General features: G+C 71.7%; 17 protein-coding genes. 5 read left to right on the forward strand and 12 right to left on the reverse strand.

The features are described from left to right. Positions 1-186 precede the first annotated feature (186 nt). The 6 genes from ABH925_RS24900 to ABH925_RS24925 all read right to left on the reverse strand — a co-directional run bounded on the left by ABH925_RS24900 (position 187) and on the right by ABH925_RS24925 (position 6,785). On the reverse strand, positions 187-1,026 hold the full coding sequence (locus ABH925_RS24900) for an ABC transporter ATP-binding protein (protein ID WP_370151105.1): 840 nt from the start codon (positions 1,024-1,026) through the stop codon (positions 187-189). Beyond that, positions 1,019-2,014, reverse strand: coding sequence for an ABC transporter ATP-binding protein (locus ABH925_RS24905; protein WP_370151106.1), 996 nt, complete (start codon positions 2,012-2,014; stop codon positions 1,019-1,021). The genes ABH925_RS24900 and ABH925_RS24905 overlap by 8 nt, the downstream gene beginning before the upstream one ends. Beyond that, positions 2,011-2,865, reverse strand: a complete 855-nt coding sequence (locus ABH925_RS24910; protein WP_370151107.1) for an ABC transporter permease — start codon at positions 2,863-2,865, stop codon at positions 2,011-2,013. The genes ABH925_RS24905 and ABH925_RS24910 overlap by 4 nt, the downstream gene beginning before the upstream one ends. Continuing rightward, positions 2,862-3,821 carry an ABC transporter permease gene (locus tag ABH925_RS24915; protein ID WP_370151158.1) on the reverse strand — a complete coding sequence of 320 codons (960 nt, stop codon included), beginning with the start codon at positions 3,819-3,821 and terminating at the stop codon, positions 2,862-2,864. The genes ABH925_RS24910 and ABH925_RS24915 overlap by 4 nt, the downstream gene beginning before the upstream one ends. Before the next feature lie 86 nt (positions 3,822-3,907). After that, positions 3,908-5,584, reverse strand: coding sequence for an ABC transporter substrate-binding protein (locus ABH925_RS24920; RefSeq protein WP_370151108.1), 1,677 nt, complete (start codon positions 5,582-5,584; stop codon positions 3,908-3,910). Between the two features lie 175 nt (positions 5,585-5,759). Further along, positions 5,760-6,785 (reverse strand): agmatine/peptidylarginine deiminase, encoded by a 1,026-nt coding sequence (locus tag ABH925_RS24925; RefSeq protein WP_370151109.1) that lies wholly within the window; start codon positions 6,783-6,785, stop codon positions 5,760-5,762. A gap of 236 nt (positions 6,786-7,021) precedes the next feature. On the opposite strand from ABH925_RS24925, the gene ABH925_RS24930 reads away from it, so the two are divergent. Continuing rightward, complete coding sequence (locus ABH925_RS24930; RefSeq protein WP_370151110.1) at positions 7,022-7,588, forward strand: TetR/AcrR family transcriptional regulator; 567 nt, start codon at positions 7,022-7,024, stop codon at positions 7,586-7,588. Positions 7,589-7,627: 39 nt separating this feature from the next. Here the strand turns inward: ABH925_RS24930 and ABH925_RS24935 are convergent, their stop codons facing one another. Beyond that, a complete protein-coding gene (locus tag ABH925_RS24935; protein WP_370151159.1) occupies positions 7,628-9,343 on the reverse strand; it encodes an urease subunit alpha in 1,716 nt (571 codons plus the stop codon). A gap of 44 nt (positions 9,344-9,387) precedes the next feature. Next, complete coding sequence (ureA, locus tag ABH925_RS24940) at positions 9,388-10,119, reverse strand: urease subunit gamma (protein WP_370151111.1); 732 nt, start codon at positions 10,117-10,119, stop codon at positions 9,388-9,390. A 274-nt stretch (positions 10,120-10,393) separates the two neighbouring features. Between ureA and ABH925_RS24945 the strand changes: the two genes are divergently transcribed. From ABH925_RS24945 to ABH925_RS24960, 4 genes are all read left to right on the forward strand, one after another. Beyond that, positions 10,394-10,711: a hypothetical protein gene (locus ABH925_RS24945; RefSeq protein ID WP_370151112.1), complete on the forward strand. Its 318-nt coding sequence runs from the start codon at positions 10,394-10,396 to the stop codon at positions 10,709-10,711. Next, the gene (locus ABH925_RS24950; protein ID WP_370151113.1) at positions 10,689-11,069 is read left to right on the forward strand and encodes a hypothetical protein; all 381 of its coding nucleotides are present in this window, start codon (positions 10,689-10,691) and stop codon (positions 11,067-11,069) included. Before ABH925_RS24945 ends, ABH925_RS24950 begins: the two co-directional genes overlap by 23 nt. A 234-nt stretch (positions 11,070-11,303) precedes the next feature. After that, complete coding sequence (locus ABH925_RS24955) at positions 11,304-12,236, forward strand: Rieske 2Fe-2S domain-containing protein (RefSeq protein WP_370151114.1); 933 nt, start codon at positions 11,304-11,306, stop codon at positions 12,234-12,236. Continuing rightward, a complete protein-coding gene (locus tag ABH925_RS24960) occupies positions 12,233-13,024 on the forward strand; it encodes an alpha/beta fold hydrolase (protein ID WP_370151115.1) in 792 nt (263 codons plus the stop codon). Before ABH925_RS24955 ends, ABH925_RS24960 begins: the two co-directional genes overlap by 4 nt. A 121-nt stretch (positions 13,025-13,145) precedes the next feature. On the opposite strand, the gene ABH925_RS24965 is transcribed toward ABH925_RS24960, so the two are convergent. The 4 genes from ABH925_RS24965 to ABH925_RS24980 are packed head-to-tail and all read right to left on the reverse strand — an operon-like array spanning position 13,146 to position 20,720. Further along, positions 13,146-16,112 (reverse strand): NHLP bacteriocin export ABC transporter permease/ATPase subunit, encoded by a 2,967-nt coding sequence (locus tag ABH925_RS24965; protein ID WP_370151116.1) that lies wholly within the window; start codon positions 16,110-16,112, stop codon positions 13,146-13,148. Next, on the reverse strand, positions 16,109-18,421 hold the full coding sequence (locus ABH925_RS24970; RefSeq protein ID WP_370151117.1) for an NHLP family bacteriocin export ABC transporter peptidase/permease/ATPase subunit: 2,313 nt from the start codon (positions 18,419-18,421) through the stop codon (positions 16,109-16,111). The genes ABH925_RS24965 and ABH925_RS24970 overlap by 4 nt, the downstream gene beginning before the upstream one ends. 5 nt (positions 18,422-18,426) lie before the next feature. Then, positions 18,427-19,239 (reverse strand): HlyD family efflux transporter periplasmic adaptor subunit, encoded by an 813-nt coding sequence (locus ABH925_RS24975; RefSeq protein ID WP_370151118.1) that lies wholly within the window; start codon positions 19,237-19,239, stop codon positions 18,427-18,429. Further along, positions 19,236-20,720, reverse strand: coding sequence for a SagB family peptide dehydrogenase (locus ABH925_RS24980; protein ID WP_370151119.1), 1,485 nt, complete (start codon positions 20,718-20,720; stop codon positions 19,236-19,238). Before ABH925_RS24980 ends, ABH925_RS24975 begins: the two co-directional genes overlap by 4 nt. Positions 20,721-20,733: the final 13 nt, after the last annotated feature.

The following is a 20,733-nucleotide window of genomic DNA, read 5'->3' on the forward strand; positions in this document are numbered from 1 at the left end:
CTCCTGAGCCGGTGAGCCGCGTAAGTCCGACCTTCCCCGCCATCGTCAACCCCCTTGACCTGCCGGGCGCTTCCCGACCGCGCACACGACGCTACGGGTCGCATCTGAGCCCGTCCATGCCGCAATGCGGATATTCCCGTCCTGGAATTAACGATCTCCAGCAGCCTCGGATATGCCCCCGCCAGGTCACAGCGCGCGGCGGGTGGCGGCTATGTGGTGGGGGTTCCAGCCGGGGCGGGGGACGGATTCCAGGAGCAGGCGGGTGTAGGGGTGCTGGGGGGCGGCCAGGACGCGGGTGGTGGGGCCGGCTTCGACGATCCGGCCCTCGCGCATGACCACCACCTCGTCGGTGACGCAGGCCACCACGCCCAGGTCATGGGTGATGAACAGGTAGCCGACGCCGGTCTGTTCGCGGATGTCGGCGAGCAGGTTGAGGATCTGCGCCTGTACGGACACGTCGAGGGCGGCCACCGCCTCGTCCAGGACCAGGACGGCGGGTTCGACGGCCAGCGCCCGGGCGATGGCGACGCGTTGGCGCTGCCCGCCGGAGAGCTGCCGGGGCAGCGACTCGGCCAGCCGCCGTCCCAGGCCGACCTGGTCGAGGAGTTCGGCGACGCGGGCGGCGTGGTCCCGGCCGGGGAAGTGCAGGGCGAGCGGTTCGCGTAGCGCGGTGGCCACGCTGATCCTGGGGTCGAGCGACAGGAACGGGTCCTGGAACACCATCTGCACATCCTTGGCCCTGGCCAGCCGCTCGTTCCGGCCGCGCCGGTGCCCGGTACGGTCACGGCCGTTGATCCGCACCCGCCCGCTGTCGGCGCGCTCCAGGCCGACGATGATCCGGGCGGTGGTGGTCTTGCCGGATCCGGACTCCCCGACGATGCCCAGCGACGCGCCTGCGGCCAGGGAGAAGGAGACATCGTCGACCGCCCGAACGGTGCCGTAGGCCCGGTGCAGGCCGGTGACCTCCAGGACGGGACGGCCCGGCGCGTCGCGGCCAGTCCGCTCGTGTGCCTTCGGGTCACTCATCGGCGGTGCTCCCTTCGAACTGGTGACGGTCTTCGAGCTGGTCGCTGTGGTGGCAGGAGACCAGGTGCGCCGGCTCGCCCGGGACGGGCAACTGCTGGGGTGCCGTCTCGCGGCAGACGTCGGTGGCGTGCCGGCAGCGCGGGGCGAACGGACAGCCAGTCAGTTCCTCGTGCAGGTCCGGTGGTTGGCCGTCGATGGCGGCGAGGCGGCCCCGGGCCGCGTCCAGTCGCGGGGTGGAGGCGAGCAGCGCGGCGGTGTAGGGGTGGCGGGGGCGGGCGAAAAGGGCTTCGGCCGGGCCGGTCTCGGCGATCCGTCCCGCGTACATGACGTAGACGCGGTCGCTGATGGCCGCGGCCAGGCCCAGGTCGTGGGTGACGAAGAGCAGGCCGGTGCCGAAGCGTTCGCGCAGGTCGCCCAGGAGCGCGACCACCTCGGCCTGGGTGGTGACGTCCAGGGCCGTGGTGGGCTCGTCGGCCAGGATCAGCGCGGGGTCGCCCATCAGCGCGGCGGCGATCATGACGCGTTGCAGCATGCCCCCGGACAGCTGCCCCGGGTACTGCCGCAGCGCGGCGCTGGTCAGCCCGACGGACGCGAGCATCTCGGCCGCGCGTGCGGTGGCCTCGGCCTTGGCGACACCCGCTCCCAGCCGGAGGCCCTCGGTGAGGAAGTCACCGACCCGGCGCAGCGGGTTGATGGAGGCGCGCGGGTCCTGGAACACCATGGCGGCGGTGCCCGAGCGCAGTCGGCGCAGCTGGTCCGGCGTCATGGTCAGCACGTCGTCACCGGCGACCCGTACCGTCCCCTCAGTGACGGCTCCCGGCGGGAGCAGGCTGAGCACGGTGCGCGAGGTGAGGGTCTTGCCGGAGCCCGACTCGCCGACCAGGGCCACGGTCTCGCGGGCGGCGACGGTCAGGTCGACGCCGTCGAGGACGGGTCGGGCGGTACGGGGCAGGCGCAGGCGCAGACCCTGGATCTCGAGTGTGTTCAACGGTCCCTCCGGGCGACCTGGTCGGCCCAGCGTTCGCCGACGACGTTGAAGGCGACGACGGTCAGCACGATCGCCGCGCAGGGCAGGACCGCGGACAGGGGGTAGCCGGACTGGATGGCGGACTCGCCGTCGAAGACCATGCGCCCCCAGTCGGGTGTCAGCGCCGGGACGCCGAGGCCGAGGAAGGACAGGCCGGCCAGGTCGATCAGGGCGTAGCCGAAGTTGATGGTGGACTGCGCCAGGACCACCGGGGCGATGTTGGGCAGCACGTGGCGCAGGCAGATCTGCACCCCGGAGTGGCCCTGGACCCGGTAGGCGGCGACGTAGGGGCGTTCGCGTTCGGCCAGCACCAGCGAGCGGGTGAGCCGGCTGACATAGGGGAGGTAGGCGACGGCCAGGGCGAGGACCGGCGCGACGAGTCCCTCGCCGTAGATGGAGACGATCATCAGGGCGAGCAGCAGGCCGGGGAAGGCGAAGACCAGCTCGGTGCTGCGCGACAGCACCGAGTCCAGCCAGCCGCCGCGCCAGCCGGCGGCCGCGCCCACGGCGACTCCGGCCAGGGTGGAGAAGACCACCACGCCGAGCGGGCCGAGCAGTGAGGTGCGGGCGCCGGTGATCAGGCGGGACAGGGTGTCGCGTCCGGACGCGTCGACTCCCAGCAGGTGGCTGCCGGAGGGTCCCGCCAGCGCGTTGCCCAGATCGACGCCGTTGGGGTCGTGTGGGGCGAGCCAGGGGGCGAGCAGGGCCAGCAGCGTGACCAGGGAGATGAAGCCCAGGCAGGTCAGGTAGAGCGGGGCGCGGGTGGTGCGGATCCGGGAGAGGCCGGGCCGGCGGATCAGTGCGGTGGTCATGCTGCCGTACTCCTCGTGCCGAGGGTCACCCGGGGGTCGACCAGGGGGTGGAGCAGGTCGACGACCAGGTTCACGACCATGAACAGCGCGACGATGATCAGCGAGATGGCCTGCACGACCGGGAAGTCCTTGGTGGTCGTGGACAGGTCCAGCAACTGGCCGATGCCGTCGAGACTGAAGGCGGTCTCCACCAGGACCGTGCAGATGACCAGGGTGGAGATGATCAGGCCGCCCATGGTGAGGACGGTGCCCAGCGAGTTGCGGAAGACGTGACGGCGGATCACCTGCCGCTGCGGCACGCCCCGGCTGCGGGCCACCGTGACGTGGTCGTGGCTCAGGGATTCGAGCATGGCGCTGCGGGTGACCCGGGCCAGCATCCCGATCAGGTAGAGAGCCAGGGCGACCGAGGGCAGGGTCAGGTGCCACAGCATCTGCCCGAGGCCGGTGCCGCTGCCGCCGCTGGGGAACCAGTGCAGCTTCACCGCGAACAGCCCCTGCAGCAGGATCGCCGCGACGAAGGAGGGGGTGCCCAGGGCGAAGGTGGTGGCCACCAGGATCGTGGAGTCGACGGCTCCGCCGCGTACCGCGCCGATCCAGCCCAGCACCAGGCCGAGCACCACGACCAGGACCAGGGACATCGCCACCAGCAGGAGGGTGGTGGGCAGCCGGGCGGCCAGCAGGTGGGAGACCGGGGTGCGGTACTCGATCGAGCGGCCGAAGTCCCCGTGCAGCACCTGGCCGAGCCAGCGCAGGTACTGCACCGCGAAGGGATCGTTCAGGTGGTACTGGGCGTTGATGGCGGCGAGCGCCGCCGGGGTGGCGGCGCGGCCCGAGAGCAGGAAGCTGGCAGGGTTGCCCGGGGCCAGGTAGAGCGCCCCGAAGATCACGAAGGAGGCGGCGAGCAGGGCCGCCGCCATCTCCGCGAGCCGGCGTGCGACAAACCGCGCGAAGGCCACCACGCCTGCGGAGGATCCGGCGCCCGCGGAGCGCCCGGCACCTGCGGCGGTCGCAGCCGCTGCAGGGCTGCCGCCGCTTGCGACGGTCACTGCGCGGCCCCCACGTCGGCGGCCCACGGGTAGTACATGTAGGCGATGGAGGTGGGTGCGCCGGTGATCCGCTTGTTCAGGAACACCGAGGTCGGCCACTCGGCGGCCGGGATCCACAGCACCTGGTCGGCGGCCTGCTGCTGGATCCTGGCCTCGATCGCGAGCCGGGCCGCCGGGTCGTAGGTGGCGTCGGCCTGCTGGACCAGCCGGTCGTACGCGGGGAGGCTGAAGCCCGCGTCGTTCTGGTAGCCGCCGGTCTGGAAGTTGGAGAGGACGTCCATCGGATCGGTGATGGACAGGTAGTAGGTCTCGGGGAACATGTCCAGGCCGGCCCGGGCCTTGGGATCGGTGAACAGCGCCGTGTAGCCGTTCGGGGAGACCGTCTTCAGCTGGACGTTGAGGCCGATCTGCTGGCCCGCCGACTGGACGGCGGTGGCCAGCAGTGAGACATCCTGGCCGATCGGACTGGTGGCGATGGTGACGGTCTTTCCGGTCGCACCGGCCTGCTTGATCAACTCCTTGGCGGTGGCCAGATTCTGGGCGAGGTTCTGGCTGGTGGGCGGCAGGCCGTCGAAGGCGGAGGAGACGACGGAGCCGGGCGCGGCGGCCCAGGCGGCGCGCGGCGAGATGGCGTTGCTGACGCTGCCCACCCCGGCCAGTCCGGCCTTGACGAAGCCGCTGCGGTCCAGCGCCAGGGACAGCGCCCGGCGCACCCGGACGTCACCCAGAGCGCCCTTCAGGTTGGTGACGTTCATGTTGACGGTGGTCAGGCCCTGACCGAAGTAGAGGGTGCCGGCGCCGCTGGACTTCAGACCGGCGTAGCTCTGGGTGGGGATCAGGTAGCTGCCGTCGGCCTGCCCGGTGAGCAGCGCGTTGGTGAGCGCGGAGGGGTCGGTGAGGAAGTCGAAGAGCACCTTGGCGGACTTGGCCGGAGTGCCCCAGTAGCCGTCGAAGCGGTCCAGCTCGATGGACTGGCCCTTGGTCCAGATGCCGAGCCGGTAGGGACCGGTGCAGTCCAGGCTGCCCGCGGTGCCGTAGTTGTTGCCCCCGGCCCGGACACCCTTCGCGCTGGCCACCACGCCGGCCGCGGTCGCCATGTACTGCGGGAACTGGGAGTCGGGCTGCCTGAGCTTGACGGTGACCTGCAGCGGCCCGGTCTTGGTGATCGAGCTGACGTTCTGGAAGGTCTGCACCCAGGAGGAGCCGAGAGCGGGGTTCATCTGCCGGCCGAGGCTGTAGACCACGTCGTCGGCCGTCATCACGCCGCCGTCCTGGAAGTGCACTCCGGGCCGCAGGTCGTAGACGAAGGTGGTGGGGTTCGGCGTCTCCACCTTCTGGGCCAGGCCGGGGACCTCGGTGAGCTGCGGGGTCCAGCGCATCAGGCTTTCGCAGACGTTCGACAGGATCATGTTCTGCGGGTAGTCGAACGCCGCGATGTAGTCCAGCGTGGGCGGTTCGGCGTACAGGGCCCAGGTGAACGAGTCCAGGCTGCCCTTGGCGGCGGGCGTCCCGGGCGAGAGGGTGAAGGCCGCCGCGGCGGCCGGGCCGGTCTTCGGTGGCCCGGAGCAGCCGGCGACGGCGACCAGGCCGAAGGCGGACAGGGCCGCGGCGGCGAGGGCGAGCCGGCGGCGCGGGTCACTGCGTCTGGCGGATCGGGGCGGGAGTGTCGGCATCGACGTGTCCTTTCCGAGCTCAGTGGGGGTGGCGCGGGAAGCGGGCGGGTCCTGCGGACGGGGCGGACGCGCGGTGAGGCGGGGTCGGGTGGGCGGGGCGGGCGGACGGACGGACGGGCGAAGCCCTGGCGCATCGGGGGCGGGGCGGCGCCCCCGAGGGCGCGGGTGCTGCCGGCTACGCGCTCGCGTCTGCGGCGGCGTGCTGGGCGGCGGGGATCTGCTGGGTGATGCAGTGGACCCCGCCGCCGCCGTAGGCGACCACGCGGGTGCGCACGCCGACGACCTTGCGGCCGGGGAAGGCGTCCGCGATGACCGCCAGGGCCGCCTCGTCCTCGGGCAGGTCGGCGACCGGGACGACCACACCGCCGTTGGCGACGTAGAAGTTGAGGTAGCCGACCTCGGTCTCCACACCGTCGACCTCCGTGAACACGGTCTGCGGCAGATCGAGGATCTCCAGCGGGCGTCCCTGGGCGTCGGTGGCGGCCTCCAGCACCGCGCGGTTGGCGCGCATCCGCTCGAAGTCGGGGTGCTCGGGGTCGTCGGGCAGCGAGACCAGGACCCGGCCGGGGCCGACGAACGCGCAGACGCCGTCGACGTGCCCGTCCGTCTCGGTGTCCTCCAGGCCGCCGTAGGGCAGCCAGATCACCTTGGTGACGCCGAGTCGGGCCATCAGCTCGCCCTCGATCTGCTCCCTGGTCATCCCCGGATTGCGGTTGGGGTGGAGCAGGCACTGCTCGGTGGTGATCAGGGTGCCCTCGCCGTCGACGGTGATCGCCCCGCCTTCGAGGATCATCGGCGAGCCGATGCGCGGCAGGCCGAGCCGCTCCAGCAGCAGGCCGCTGATCCGGTCGTCGGCGTCGAAGGGGTGGTGCTTGCCGCCCCAGGCGTTGAAGCGGAAGTCCACTCCGGCGCGCTCGCCGTCCGCACCGAGGACGACGATCGGCCCGGAATCGCGGAACCAGGAGTCGTCGATCGGCAGTTCGACCACCTCGACGCCGTCCCCGCAGAGCTCGCGGGCCTCGTCGCGGGCTCCGGGTCGGGCCACCATGGTCACCGGCTCGAACCCGGCGATGGCCCGGGCCACCGCAGCGTACTCCCGCTTGACCTCGGCGAAGACCCCGCCCCACAGGTCCGGCCGGGTCGGCCAGGCCATCAGGCAGCCCTCGTGCTCGGTCCACTCGGCAGGCATACGGAAGCTCATGGCCACTCTCTTCTCGCGTGAGGTGTTCGTTCGTCGGTGGGGCTGCTTGGTGCTCAGGAAGGTGCGTGGTGCGGGGAATCCTGCCCCTTCCTGAAAATTCAGTCAAGGGTTCTGGGGAGAAGTTCCCCCATGTCCCCGCAGGGCAGGGGGCCCAGCGAAGGAAGCCCAGAAGGGAGGTCGATGGGATGCTGAAAAATTGATCAGGATTACTGGGTCGCGCAGTAGAGTGTCTGCTTGTGTCGGACCGTCGAACAGCGATACTCAAAGCCGCCACCCGCGTCATCGCGCGGCGTGGCGTGCGCGGGCTGCGCGTGGAAGAACTGTCGGCCGAGGCGGGGGTGTCGACCTCGCTGATCTACTACCACTTCACCGACCGGGCCGGGATCCTGCGCCGGACCCTGGAGTTCATCACCGAGCGCGCCCGCCGGTACACGGCCGAGCGGGATCCCGACGCCGTCGATCCGCGCGCCGATCTCGAACAAGCGCTGCTCCTGGAACTCCAGGACACCCCCGAGGTACGGGAGAACAGCACCGCCTGGGGCGAGTTGCGGGCCAGCGCCGTCTTCGAGCCGGGGCTGCGCGAGGATCTGGCCAAGGCCACCACGACCTGGGTCCACGCGACCGCCGAGCTGCTCGGCCGGGCCCGACCGCTCGGCACGGCGACCGCCCACGCGGCCGCCGCCGAGCGGCTGACCGCCCTGCTGGAGGGGCTGAGCATGCGCTGGCTCAGCGGCACCCTGCCGCTGGAGCACGCCCGCGAACTGCTGCGGCAGGCCATCGACGTGGAGCTGCGGCAGCTGTGACCGGTGGCCCTCGTCGAGGTCGACCCCTCCTGAAGTTCGCTACAGGAAGTAGAGGCGGCTGAGCGGGACCGAGTCGGCGGGTTCGGAGCGCAGCGGGTCGCCGTCCAGCGAGACCAGGCCGGTGCGGGGGTCCACGTCGACCTGGCCGAGCCGGCCGTTGCGGAGCATGTCGCGCGGGCCGATGCCCCGGGTGCCGCGCACCGCGACGCGGCGCCTGCGCGTGGCCATCGCGTCGTAGGGCCTGCCGAAGGAGCCCGACTCGGCGGCGGCGCGGCTGACGAAGGCCACGGACAGGTCGGCCGCGGTCGGGCCGTGCCCGCCGAAGAGGGGACCGAGCACCAGCGGCTGGCAGCTGTCGGTGGCGGCGTTGGGGTCGCCGGTCACCCCGTAGGCGGGGAAGCCTGCCTTCAGCACCATCTGCGGTTTGGCGCCGAAGAACGGGGGCCGCCACAGCACGATGTCGGCGAGCTTGCCGACCTCGATGGAGCCGACTTCATGGGCCAGGCCGTGGGCGATGGCGGGGTTGATGGTGAGCTTGGCGATGTAGCGGCAGACGCGCTCGTTGTCGTCGCCGTCCCCGTCGCCCGCCAGCGGGCCGAGGTCCGCCTTCATCTTCCCGGCCATGGCGAAGGTGCGGCGTACGGTTTCGCCGGCCCGGCCCATGCCCTGGGCGTCGGAGGAGGTGATCCCGATGACGCCCAGGTCGTGCAGGATGTCCTCGGCTCCCATGGTCCCGGCCCGGATCCGGTCCCGGGCCATGGCGGCGTCGCCGGGCAGGTCGATCTTGAGATCGTGCGAGGTGACGATCATCCCGAAGTGCTCGCCCAGGGCGTCGCGGCCGAAGGGGAGGGTGGGGTTGGTGGAGGAGCCGATGACGTTGGGGACGCCGGCCATCTTCAGGACGTTGGGGACGTGGCCGCCGCCGCAGCCTTCGATGTGGAAGGCGTGGATGGTGCGGCCGGCCAGGACGGACAGGGTGTCCTCGACGGAGAGGCATTCGTTGAGGCCGTCGGTGTGCAGGGCGACCTGGACGTCGTGGTCCTCGGCGACCCGCAGGGCGGTGTCCAGGGCGCGGGTGTGCGCGCCCATGTCCTCGTGCACCTTGAAGCCGGACGCGCCGCCCTCGGCCAGCGCCTCCACCAGCGGCGCCGGGTCCGAGGAGGAGCCGCGGGCCAGGAAGCCGATGTTCACCGGCCAGGCGTCGAAGGCGTTGAACGCGTGCCGCAGCGCCCAGGGCGAGTTGACCCCCACCCCCCAGACCGGGCCGAACTCCTGGCCGATGACGGTGGTCACCCCGGAGGCCAGCGACGCCTCCATGATCCGCGGCGAGAGCAGGTGGACGTGGGTGTCGACGGCCCCGGCGGTGGCGATCAGCCCCTCACCGGAGACGATGGTGGTCCCGGTGCCGACCACCACCTGCACCCCGTCCAGGGTGTCCGGGTTCCCGGCCCGGCCGATCGAGCAGATCCGGCCCTCCCGGATCCCGATACTGGTCTTGCGGATCCCCTGCACCGCGTCGATCACCAGCACATTGCTGATCACCACGTCACAGGTGTCCCGGACCGCGGCCGCCTTCAGATGCAGCCCGTCCCGCGCCGTCTTGCCGAACCCCGCCAGGAACTCCTCACCCGGCACCTGCGAATCCGACTCCACCCGCACGATCAGACCCGAATCCCCCAACCGCACCCGATCCCCGGCACGCGGCCCGTGCACCGCGATGTACTCCTGCGCGGTGATGGCGTCGGTGGCGGGTATGCCGGGACGGCCGTGGCAGCCCCGGGCCTCGAAGATGCTTGCGGTCACTGTCCCGCCTCCTGGGATGCGTCGTTCCGGTACTCGGTGAGGTAGCCCGTGGCCCGGGCTCTGGCCATGGCCGCTTCGCGCGCCCCCGGCGCGTCCAGCGGACCGTCCACCAACCCGGCGAAGCCGATGGCGATCCGGGCGCCGCCGACGGGAATGAGACCCACCTCGACCACCGCGCCGGGATCGAAGCGCACCGTGGAGCCGGCCGGTACGGCCAGCCGCATCCCGTAGCCGGCGGAACGGTCGAAGGCGAGCCGGGGATTGGCCTCGAAGAAGTGGAAGTGCGAGGTCACCGTGATCGGCACGCTCGCGGTGTTGCGAACCGTCAGGGTGCGTACGGGCTGGGGGACATGCACCCGATCCGTGCCCGGCAGCACCGCACCAGGGGCGTCCTGGCCATCGTCGTGGCCATCGTCGGTGCCGTGCGCGCGGAACGGGTCGTCGACCACGATGAGCCTGGTCCCGTCCTCGAACACCGCCTCCACCTGGATCTCGGTGACCACGTCCACCACACCCGGCAGCACGTCGTGAGGGCCGAGCACGCTGCGGGCCGCCTCGATCGCGTCCGCCAGCCTGGCACCGTCGCGGGCCGACTCGCAGGCCGTGTCGGCGATCAGCGCGGTGGCCTCCGGCACGTTCAGCCGCAGTCCGCGCGACCGCCGCGAACGCGCCAGTTCCGCCGCCGTGAACAGCAGCAATCGGTCTCGCTCGGTGGGAGTCAGCTGCACCGGTCCTCCTGAGGTCGTCGCGTCGCGGCCACTGTGGCATTGACTGAATTTTCAGTCAAGCATCCGACGCCGCCCCACAGCTCCGATCGCGCACGCCTCCGCATCGGCGGACGTGGACCGGCCGGACACACCCGAACCCGGCTGGACCGACGGCGTACCACTGAGCGGATAGCCGGGACGTGCGGCCGAGGCATGTTCCTCTCTTTATTCAGGCCGAATTCCGCCTGCCCCGGCCCGCACCCCGGCAGCACCGCCCAGAAGTCCCCGAAAATCCATGGAGGGGATTACAGAAAAGCGCCGCGAGACAGGCGGAACTCCCTATGACCACCAGCTGATGGCAATCGAGCCGATGGCGCTGACCAGCGCATTCATCACCCCCGGCATCGCCCGGCCACCCTACGGCACCCCTTCGGGCACGCAGCGTAGCGGCGTGAATTCGCATCGCCCCGGCCGCCGCCGGGGCACCGGCGCGCAGTTTTCGACCCTGGCCGGGCCGCCTATTCCTGTGGAACACTCAGGCCATCGGAATCCCGCCGGGGATTCGCGGAATCAAAAAGGGGATGAGACGAATGAACAGCCAGGATCGCGCTGATTTCCTGAACGCCTACACCAAGCTGCTGGTCAGCGCGTGGTCCGACGAGGACTTCGCCGCCCGCCTGAAGAGCGAGCCGCGTGCGGCCCTGGCCGAGGTGGGCCTTGAGGTGCAGGCCGATGCACAGATCAACATCCTCACCTACTCGGTCGCCCACGACACCCCGAGCGAGCAGGAGGCGGCCCTGGAGGAGCAGATCGGCTTCTGGGAGGAGGGCCTGAAGACCGGCATCTACAAGCTCCACGTCCCGGACGAGCCGCAGATCGACGGCGAGGCGCTGAGCGACAGCGACCTGATGTCCGTCGCCGGTGGTGGCTGCTGCTGCTGCCCGTGCTGCACCATGACCATCAAGTTCTGAGGCCAGCCGCCGTTCGGAACAGCGGAAGAGGTTTCGGGAGGGCAGCCTTCTGCTCTGCCCTCCCGAAGCCGGTCGAGCATACCGCGGGCTCCCGCCAGGGGAGTTCGATCGCTCTCCCCCGCGACATGTCCCGGAACCCGAACTCGGGTCCGGGACATCGGCGTCGCGTCGTACGGATGGGCACTTCACCACTGATGCCCCGTCAGCGACCGGGGCAGAGGAGCAGTCGAACCAATGACCACTGTGCAGTCCGCACCACTCGCAGCGTGCGCCGTTCCGGCGCACGCTGTCAGCGGTTGGTACCTGATCGCCTTCGCCGACGAACTCACGGCGGAGGTCACCCCGCTGAGCATCGGCGGGCACGCCCTGCTGGCGGTCCGGCGGGGCGCGGACATCCGCGTCTTCGACGCGATCTGCCCACACCGCGGCGCCAACCTCGCCCACGGCGGCGCCGTGTCCGGCGACGCTGTGATCTGCCCGTTCCACGGCAAGGCCGTGGCCCTGGGCGACACCTCGCGGCGCTGGTCGGTCGCCGAACACCACGTCCACCGGGTCGGTGACGCGGTCTTCGTGCGGATCGGCGACGACGACCGCGGCTTCGCCTCGGTGCTGGCCGCGCTGGACGGGCGACGCCTCGTCGCCGGCCTGGTCCGTGAGGTGGCGGTGGCACCCTCGTACGTCATCGAGAACGCCTTCGACATCGGGCACTTCTCCGCGGTCCACAAGGTGCCGCGGGTGGTCGATCTCGGGCTGCGTCCCGGCGAGCACGGCGAACTGGCGGTCGAAGCCCTCTTCGAGACCGGAGCACCCGCCATCGGCGGGGACGCGGAGCCGGTCCGGAGCCGGTTCTGTGCCCGCGCCTACAGCCCGCACCTCGTGGTGAGCGAGCTCGGGCCGGCCGAACGCTCGCATCTGGTGATCACCGGGGCGGTGCCGACACCGGCCGGCTGCACGGCCAGGGTCGCCTACGCGCTCGCGCCGGACGAGCCGGAGAGCACCCTGCACGGCTTCATCCGGGGTGGCGAACTCGCCTTCGAGCAGGACCAGGTGGTCTGGGAGCACCTCGATCCGTCGGCGCCGGCCCGCTACGACGCGGGCGACGTCGCGGTCCTCGCCTTCCAGGCGTTCCGCAGCACCTTCGCGGGCTCCACCGGGGGGCTGCAGTGAACGCGTCGGCCGGGCCACTGGCCACCCACGTCTCGGGTTCCGGTGCCGGGGTGCTCTGGCTGCACGGGTACACCATGGACTCCTCGCTCTGGCGGCCGCTGTGGGAGCGGCTGCCGGGCTGGCGCCACATCGGGGTCGACCTCCCCAGTCACGGCGGGTCACAGCCCTGGGACCCACGGGCGTCGCTGGCCGACACCGCCGCCCTGATCGCGGACGTCGCCCGCAGCCACGAGGCCCACCGGGTCGTCGCGCTGTCGTTCGGCAGCAGCCTGGCCCTGCAACTGGCCTTCGACGAGCCCGACCTGGTCCACCGCCTGGTCCTCGGTGCCCCGACCATCGCGGGAGCCGCGACCGAGGCGGGGACCGCCCGCCGCTACAACCAGCTGGCCGCGCTCTACCGCCTGGCCGGGGCCGGCGAGCACCTCACCCGGCTGTGGATGACCTCGCCGCCGGACATCTTCCGCGGTACCGAGGCCCATCCCGAACTGCGGGCCGCCATCCGCTCGGTGGTGGACGCACATCGCTGGACCGAACTCGGCAACGGCGCCCTGCGCACCATGTCGCAGACAGTGCACACCGACGCCGACCTGTCCCGGATCCGGGCGGCGACCCTGGTGGCAGTCGGCGACCAGGAGATGCCCGGCTTCGTGGCCAACGCCGAACGGCTGAGCGCGGTGCTGCCGGACTGCCGGGTCGCCGGGATGGCGGCCGCCGGGCATCTCTGCCTGCTCGAACGTCCCGACGAGGCAGCCGAGCTGATTGACACTCACCTGCGGTCGGGGGCCTAGCTCCAGCGGCCCGCGCATCACCTCGGCGCCGGCGTCGGACAGGATCCGTGCTCCTGTCCGGCGCCGGCGCCGTCTTTCCCCGCCTGTTCGGTGCGACGACCGACCGCCAGCGCTGGCGGCGCTAGCGCTGGCGCGCGGCCAGCGTCGCGAACAGGCCCTCCTGCGCGCTGAGTTCCTCGTAGCTGCCGCGCTGCACGATCCTGCCCTGGTCCAGCACGATGATCTGGTCCGCGTCGCGCACGGTGGAGAGCCGGTGGGCGATGACGACGCGGGTGGCGTTCAGCCGTCGGGTGCTCTCCGCGACGATCTTCTGGGTCGGGTTGTCCAGGGCGCTGGTCGCCTCGTCGAAGAAGAGGATGCGGGGCCGCGACACCAGCGCTCTGGCGATCATCAGCCGCTGCCGCTGTCCGCCGGACAGGGTGCTGACGCCCTCGGACAGGATGGTCTGCATCCCCATCGGCATCGCCGCGATGTCCTCGGCGACACCCGCCATCCGGGCCGCCTCCCAGGCTTCGGCCAGGGTGTAGTTGGTGCTGCCGATGATGTTCGTCTTGATGTCGCCGGCGAGCAGTGCCCCGTTCTGGAGTACCACGCCGCACTGCCGCCGGACCGAGGTCACCTCCAGTTCGGACAGGTCCTGCCCGTCGTACAGCACGGACCCGCTGCCAGGCGCCTCGAAGCCGAGGAGCAGCCGCAGCATGGTGGACTTGCCGCAGCCGGTCGAGCCGACGACGGCGACGAACTCACCGGGCTTCGCCTCGAACGACACGTCGTCGAGGATCAGCGGCCCGTCCTCGGTGTAGCGGAAGGAGACGTGGTTGAAGCTGATGCCGCCGGCCAGGTCTCCCGGGTCCGCCTTGGTGCCGGTGACCTCCGGCTCCGCCTCCAGGATCGGGGACAGCCGCTCGAACATCGGGATGACGCTCATCGTGGTGATCGCGACGCCGGTGAACTGCAGCGTCGAGGAGAGCAGCAGGTAGAACGCCGAGTAGAAGGAGAGGAACACGGCCACCGAGAGCCCGCCGTGCGCGGGTCCGCCGATCAAGGCGAAGAGGATGACCGAACACAGCAGCGGGAATCCCGCGTTGAAGGTGGAGACCAGGATCTGCACCCGCCGGGCCGAGCTTGCCAGCGCCCTGCCCCGGACGAACTCGCGGGACCACACGGCGAAGGCGCGGTCCTCGGCCGCCGCGACGCGCAGCTTCGACAGGCCGCCGAGCAGCTGGAAGACCCGCGAGGACAGCTTTCGCTCGACGTCGTACACCTGGCGCTGCCACCGCACCTCGCGGACTCCCGCGACCAGGCAGACACTGCCGCCGATCGCGACCAGCAGCGTGGCCACCAGGGCGAGCTGGACGCTGTAGAAGTACACCAGCACGAGGTTGGCCAGCCCCGTCAGCACCCCCAGCGTGGCAGTGGTGGTGACGGCGGACAGCGCCTCCTGGGCGGTGCTCACCCCGAGCGCGGCGCCGGCGAGTTCGCCGGTGGTGTAGTCGGCGAAGAACGACGCGGGCAGCGAGAGCAGTCTGGTCCACACGGCGGACTGCAGCGTCGAGGTGGCTCTGCCCTCGATCCGCAGCACGGCGATGTTCTGGACGACCGACAGCACCGCGCTGACCACGGCGGCCCCGATGATCAGGAGTCCGCCCTCGGCGACGAGCTGCCGCTGGGCGTCGGGGACGAAGGTGCCCAGGACCCGGCCGGTGAGGATCGGGGTGAGCAGGCCGAGCACCGCGACCAGGGCGCCGGTGGCGATCAGGGTCCGGATGTCCCGGCCGTTGCGCCGCTGGCTGAACCGCAGCAGGTCCCTGACCGTCAGTCTGCCTGCGGGGAGCGGGGTGTAGAGAACCACACCACGGTCGGTCAGCCGACCGACGGTGTCCTTGGTCACCGGCGTGGGCTGCTCCTCGTCGTGGGCGACCATGACGTAGCGACGGCCCTTGGGGAGGAGTGCCACCGGGCGGCCGTCAGCGCGCCGGAACCCGACCATGGGGCCGAGGTCCTGCTGCCACCATCCCTTCTCCAGGCGCAGATCGCGCGTGCGGACACCGGCGGCCTGAGCGATGCGCTGGAGCTTGTCGGTCCGTCGGCCCGGCGGTCCCAGCGTGGGGGGAACCCGCAGGTCGAAGCCCATTCGGGCGGCGACCAGGCGCATGGCGGCCAGCTCCGGGGTGTCGGCGGCCACGTCGACCGGTGCGCCGTGGGCGGGGCTGCCGCCCAGTACGGCGGCGAAGCCGCGGGTGGCGCTGCCGATCGCCTCGGCGTCGTTGGCCGCACGGGAGGCGAGCGCGAGGCGCTCGACCTCGTTCCTGCGTTCGATGCGGCGGTCGACGCTGTGCAGCATCCGCTCGGCGTAGCCGTGCAGGTGGTCCCAGAGCCGGCCGTCGGCCAGCAGGTCGTGGCTCGACCGGGAGTGCAGCCGGACCTCCGACTCGGCGGTGAGCCAGTCGCGTTCGGTCATGCACAGTTCGTCGCCGGGGCCCAGCGGACCCGACAGCAGCCCCTCGCCGACGCGTACCGTGCCCTCGACGATGGTCACCCACTGCACCCCGTCGACCGACCGGGCGGCCTTGGACGCCTCGACCACGGTCTCCGTACCGGGCTCGAACGGGGTGAAGTCCCTCGGCGGGAGCGCCTCCCGCAGGGGTCCCGCGAGTGCGTCCACACCCCGGTCGAGCCCGCGCACGAACTGACGTACCGCCAGGCCGTGCTCGGACGGCGCGAGTTCCCGGACCCGGCCTCCCGCCGCGGCGGGAGTCGCGCCCGTGGACAGTTCCTTGAGCGTCTCGACGGACAGCGAGGACAGCCGGGTGTCGAGCACCGGACGGCCGACGATGCTGTGCTCGGGTCCCGGCGGCACGCCGAGCAGCACCGTCCCCTGTTCGGCGCGGCAGAGGAAATTCCAGCGGCCGTGCGGCCCGCCGCCGGTCATCCGGACCGCGAAGAGGTCGACGGCCCCGCAGTCCACCAGGGTGACCCGGTCGGGGTCGTTGAGCACCAGCAGCGGGTCGTCGTCGAGGTCGACCGGGACCGCGGCGTCGGTGAAGAAGCGGGAGAACCCGGACACTCCCGGAGCGACGGTGGTCATGCCCCACCCCCGTCGGCGGGCACGTCGTCAGCGGAAGGGGTTTCGGCGGGAGGGGCGTCGTCCGCCGCCGCGATCAGGGCGGCGTAGGGGCCGTTGCCGGCGATCAATGTGTGGTGCCTTCCCCGCTCGACCACCTCGCCGGCCCGCATGACGATGATCTCGTCGGCGTCCCGGACGGTGGACAGGCGATGCGCGATGATCAGGCAGGCGCAGCCGCGCCTGCGCAGGTTGTCGGCGATGAGGCGCTCGGTCTCCGGGTCCAGGGCGCTGGTCGCCTCGTCCAGGATCAGCAGCGTCGGTTTGGTGACCAGGGCGCGGGCCAGCTCCAGCCGCTGGCGCTGTCCGCCGCTCAGGTTGCGGCCGCCCTCGTCGATCCGGCTGTTGACGCCGCCGGGTCGGGCCGCCACGACGTCGTAGATCAGCGCGTCCCTGAGTGCCGCGATGACGTCCTCCTCCGGGACCGTGTCGTCCCAGAGCGTGACGTTCTCCCGCACCGTGCCCTCGAACAGGAAGGCGTCCTGGTCCACGAAGGACACCGAGGTGGCGAGCACCGCCCGGGAGACCGACTGCCGGGGGTTGCCGTCCAGCAGCACCGCGCCGGTGGTGGGCTCGTGCAGTCCCGCGGCCAGCCTTCCGACGGTGGACTTCCCGCTGCCGGACCCGCCGACGACGGCGGTCCGGCGGCCGGGGGCCAGCGAGAAGGACAGGTTCCTGATCGCGGGCTCGTCCAGCGGCCCGTACGAGAAGCCGACCCCCTCGAAGTCGAGCCGCCCGTCGAGCCGGGAACTCCCCAGCTCCGGCGGGTCGACGAAACACGGCGCCACCGGGTAGCGCTCGACGTCGTAGAGCCGGTTGACGTCGGCGGTGACGTCCTGGAGTCGTTCGCCGAGGTTGGTGAGCTGGGCCACCGGCAGGCTCAGCCCGCTCAGCAGGGTCTGGAAGGCCACCAGCAGGCCGATGCTGATCGCGCCGTCGATGGCCCGCAGCCCGCCGATGAACAGGATCAGGCCGACGTTCGCCGTGGCCAGCATCGGCGGGACGGTGGTGATCACCGCGGTGGAGACGCCCAGCCGCTGTTTCACCGTCACCATCTTGGCCAGGAAGCCGGACCAGCGGGCGAAGGCGTCCGGCTCGGCGCCGCTCGCCTTGATGGTCTCGATCAGTTTGAGCGTGTTGAAGCTGGCGGCGGCGAGCTTGCCCCGGTCGGCGCGCAGCCGCTCCACCGCGTCCGTCCTGGCGCGGGCGACCCAGCGCAGCACCAGGATGTTCAGCAGCGCCATCACGATGCCGATGGCGGCGAGCAGCACGTCGTAGTGGATCAGCAGGACCGCGTAGAACACCACCAGCACCAGGCTGACCAGCGTGGTGGCGACGTCCCGGGAGAGGATCTCGGCCACCATGTCGTTCGCCGACACCCGGGCCGCCACCTCGGCCGGCTGGCGCTGGACGAAGAAGGACAGCGGCAGCCGCAGCAGGTGCCGGAAGAACCGCGCGGTGCTGGTCACCGCCAGCTTCATCTCGATACGCAGCAGATGGCGCTGCTGGATCCAGGTGAGCAGCATGGTGGCCGCCATGGCGGCCACCATCACGCCGAGCAGCGGACAGAGGTAGGTCTGCTCTCCGCCGACCAGGATGTTGTCGATGAACACCCTGCTGAACGCCGGGGCGATCAGCCCGGGGACGACCAGCAGCAGGCTCGCCAGCAGCACCAGCAGCAGCGCGCCGCCGGTGGGCTGGCGACGGTTGAGCAGCGCCTCGACGACCTTGGTGGGCCGGCCGCCGGGCGTGAACTCCGGCCCGGGTTCGAAGGACAGGACCACGCCGGTGAAGCCGGAGTCGAAGATCTCCCAGTCGATGGTGCGGGGTCCGGTGGCCGGGTCGTTGACGTGGACGACCGTCCTCCCGAACCGGCGCTGGATGCTCTCCACGACCATGAAGTGCTGGAACGCCCAGTAGATGATCACCGGCTTGCGGACGGACCGCAGTTCCTCGGCCTCCATCTGGAAGCCCTTGGCGATCAGCCCGTAGGACCGGGCGGCCGCCACGATGTTCCCGGCGCGGGAGCCGTCGCGGGTGACCCCGCAGGCCACCCGGAGCTCCTCCAGCGGTACGAAGCGGCCGAAGAACCCGAGCACGATGGCGAGCGCCGCCGCCCCGCACTCCACCGCCTCCATCTGGATCACGGTCGGCGTCCGGCGGCGGCGGAGCCGGAACCCCTCCCGCCTCAGGTCGGCCAGCCCGTCGGCCGGCGGCGGGTCGGCTGCGGGGGGCTCGGCCGCGGACGGCGGTGGTTCGGTCACGGTGGCCATCGGCGTCAGCTCCCCAGCACAAGACTGATCGGCCGCTGCGAGCCGAGGTTGATGGATCCGGTCACCTGCACCAGCGACCCCAGCGGCATGGGCGCGCCCGCGCTGGTCGACCACGCGTAGCCGGAGGCGGTGGACGGGTTCCGCAGCAGGTCCACGAGGACCTCGGTGTAGGACCCGGTGCCGCTCAGGCCCGCGAGCGCCGCGTTCCCGCCGAGCAGTGCCGACGCGTCGGCCGCCGAGAGCGGGTACCGGCCGACCGTGGTCACCTGGCCCCGGAGCAGGCCGTACGCCTGCGAGGGCAGTGTCGACACCGAGAGGTCGACCGGTTCGCCCGGGGTGACGGCCAGGGCCTGCGAGGAGGGCAGGAACAGCATCGCCACCAGGCGGTCGTCGGGGCCGTCGGTCCGTTCCACCGTCAGGACGGTGGAACCGGGCCGGACGGCCTGGCCGGTCGCCACGGGCGCACCGGCGACCAGCCCGGAGAAGGGGCTCCGGACGGTGCGGACCGCGCCGGTCGGGTCGGTGATGTCGGCGACGTCCTGCCCGGTCGTGACCGAGTCACCGGGGGCCACCAGCACCCTGCTGACCAGCCCGGCGTACTCGCTCTGGAGGGCGGAGACGCCGAGCGGGTGGACCAGGACACCGGACGCGCTCAGGTTCTGCGGCAGCCGTCCGACCACCGACCAGGCGCCCGCGCCCGCGACGACCGCGAAGGTCACCAGCAGCGCCGCCCAGGCGCGCGGTGCGGCCAGCCGGGTCGGGGTGTCGAGTTCGTCGGGTTCGCGCTGCCGCTGCAGGGCTTTGAAGCGGAACTTCATGGCTGTGGCCTCGTCGTCGTGAAGGTCATGGCGTGGTCCGTCAGGTGCGGCGGCCGGCTGCCCAGGACCAGTTCGCCGACGCTGCCGGTGTCGTAGTAGTCCAGGCCGCTGGCCCGCGCGAAGTCTCCGGCGTCGCCGCCGCCGAGGCCGCAGACGCCCAGGCCCATGGCGCTGCCCACCAGGTAGAGGGTCTGGTACAGCACGCCGACGTGCTTGAGCGTCAGGCTGTAGGCCATCGACTCGTACTTCCACATGGTTCTGCCGAACCGGGCGGCGACGATCAGCACCACCTGCGGATCGGCCTCCATGAGGCAGGTGGCACGGGCGGTGGCGACCAGGGTGGTGGTCGCCGGGGTGGGTTCGGATACCAGTTCCAGCTCGTGGTCACCGCTCCGGTAGTGCCACAGGCCCGGCGCGAGCCCGGCGCAGTTGCTCACCATCGGGTAGATCTCCAGCTCGTGCAGGGCACCCCCGCCGGGCGTCGGCTTGTCGACCACCTCCTGACCGTCCGGGCTGGCCACGATCTGCCGGACCCGGCTGGTACGGAAGAGCAGTTCGCCGAGCTGCGCCAGCGTGATCGGGGCCGCGTCGTCGTGTTCGCGGACCGAACGCCGCTGCTCCAGGACCTGGGTGAGCGAGGGCTCGTTCGCGGCGATCGCGGCCAGGTCCGGGACCGGGAGCTCCACCCTGGTCGCGGACACCGGGGCGGGCACCGGCGGCAGCGGCGCGAACCGGTCGCGGAAGCGGTAGCTGCCGCCGAAGCCGGCCGACAGCCGGGTGCCGCGGCTGCGGGCGTGCTCCCACAGGTCGGTCACCGCCCACTGGGCCCGCGCCAGGCCGCCGTCCTCCGGGTCCTCCTCCGGGCCGCCGGTCACCAGCAGTTCGGCCTGCGCGCACAGCCCGAGCACCTGGGCGACCGCGGTCTCCCCCAGGCCGCGCAGATCCGCGAGGAGCTGCTTGGGCGTGGTCCAGTCGGCCAGGGCCGTGACGACCTCGGCCGCCGGTGGCGCCAGCTCCACCTGGAGGTGACTGCGGGGAGCCTGGGCGACCAGGACACCACCCTCCGCACGCACGATCGCGTACCGGGAGAGCTTCACCAGGGCGTCGTCGTCCAGCTTCGGCGGGCGGCCCGGGGTGCCACGGCCGACCGGGACCAGCCGGGCGACCGGCAGTCCGTCGACCACGACCACGTGTTCCAGCAGTCCGGTCGCCGTCAACTGGCGTAGCAGGCCCTGCAGTTGCAGCAGGCTGGTCGCCCCCGCCTCGGCGATGACCTGCGCCGCCAGGTCGTTCTCCGGCACGTCGCCGGCGGCCAGCCGGGTCAGCGCGGCCCTGACGGCACGCGATGCCTGACGGAACGGCACCTCCCCCAGCGGAAAGGCGACGCGGAGGTCGCCGGGGGCGTCGGGCGGCACGAGCAGCTCCGCATCCCTGCGCAGCCGAACCGTGGGAACCGGTTCACCGCCGTGTGACGAGTTCATCAGGACTCCTAAG

It is taken from the genome of Streptacidiphilus sp. EB129, from assembly GCF_041262645.1.
In the GTDB taxonomy this organism is placed as follows: domain Bacteria; phylum Actinomycetota; class Actinomycetes; order Streptomycetales; family Streptomycetaceae; genus Streptacidiphilus.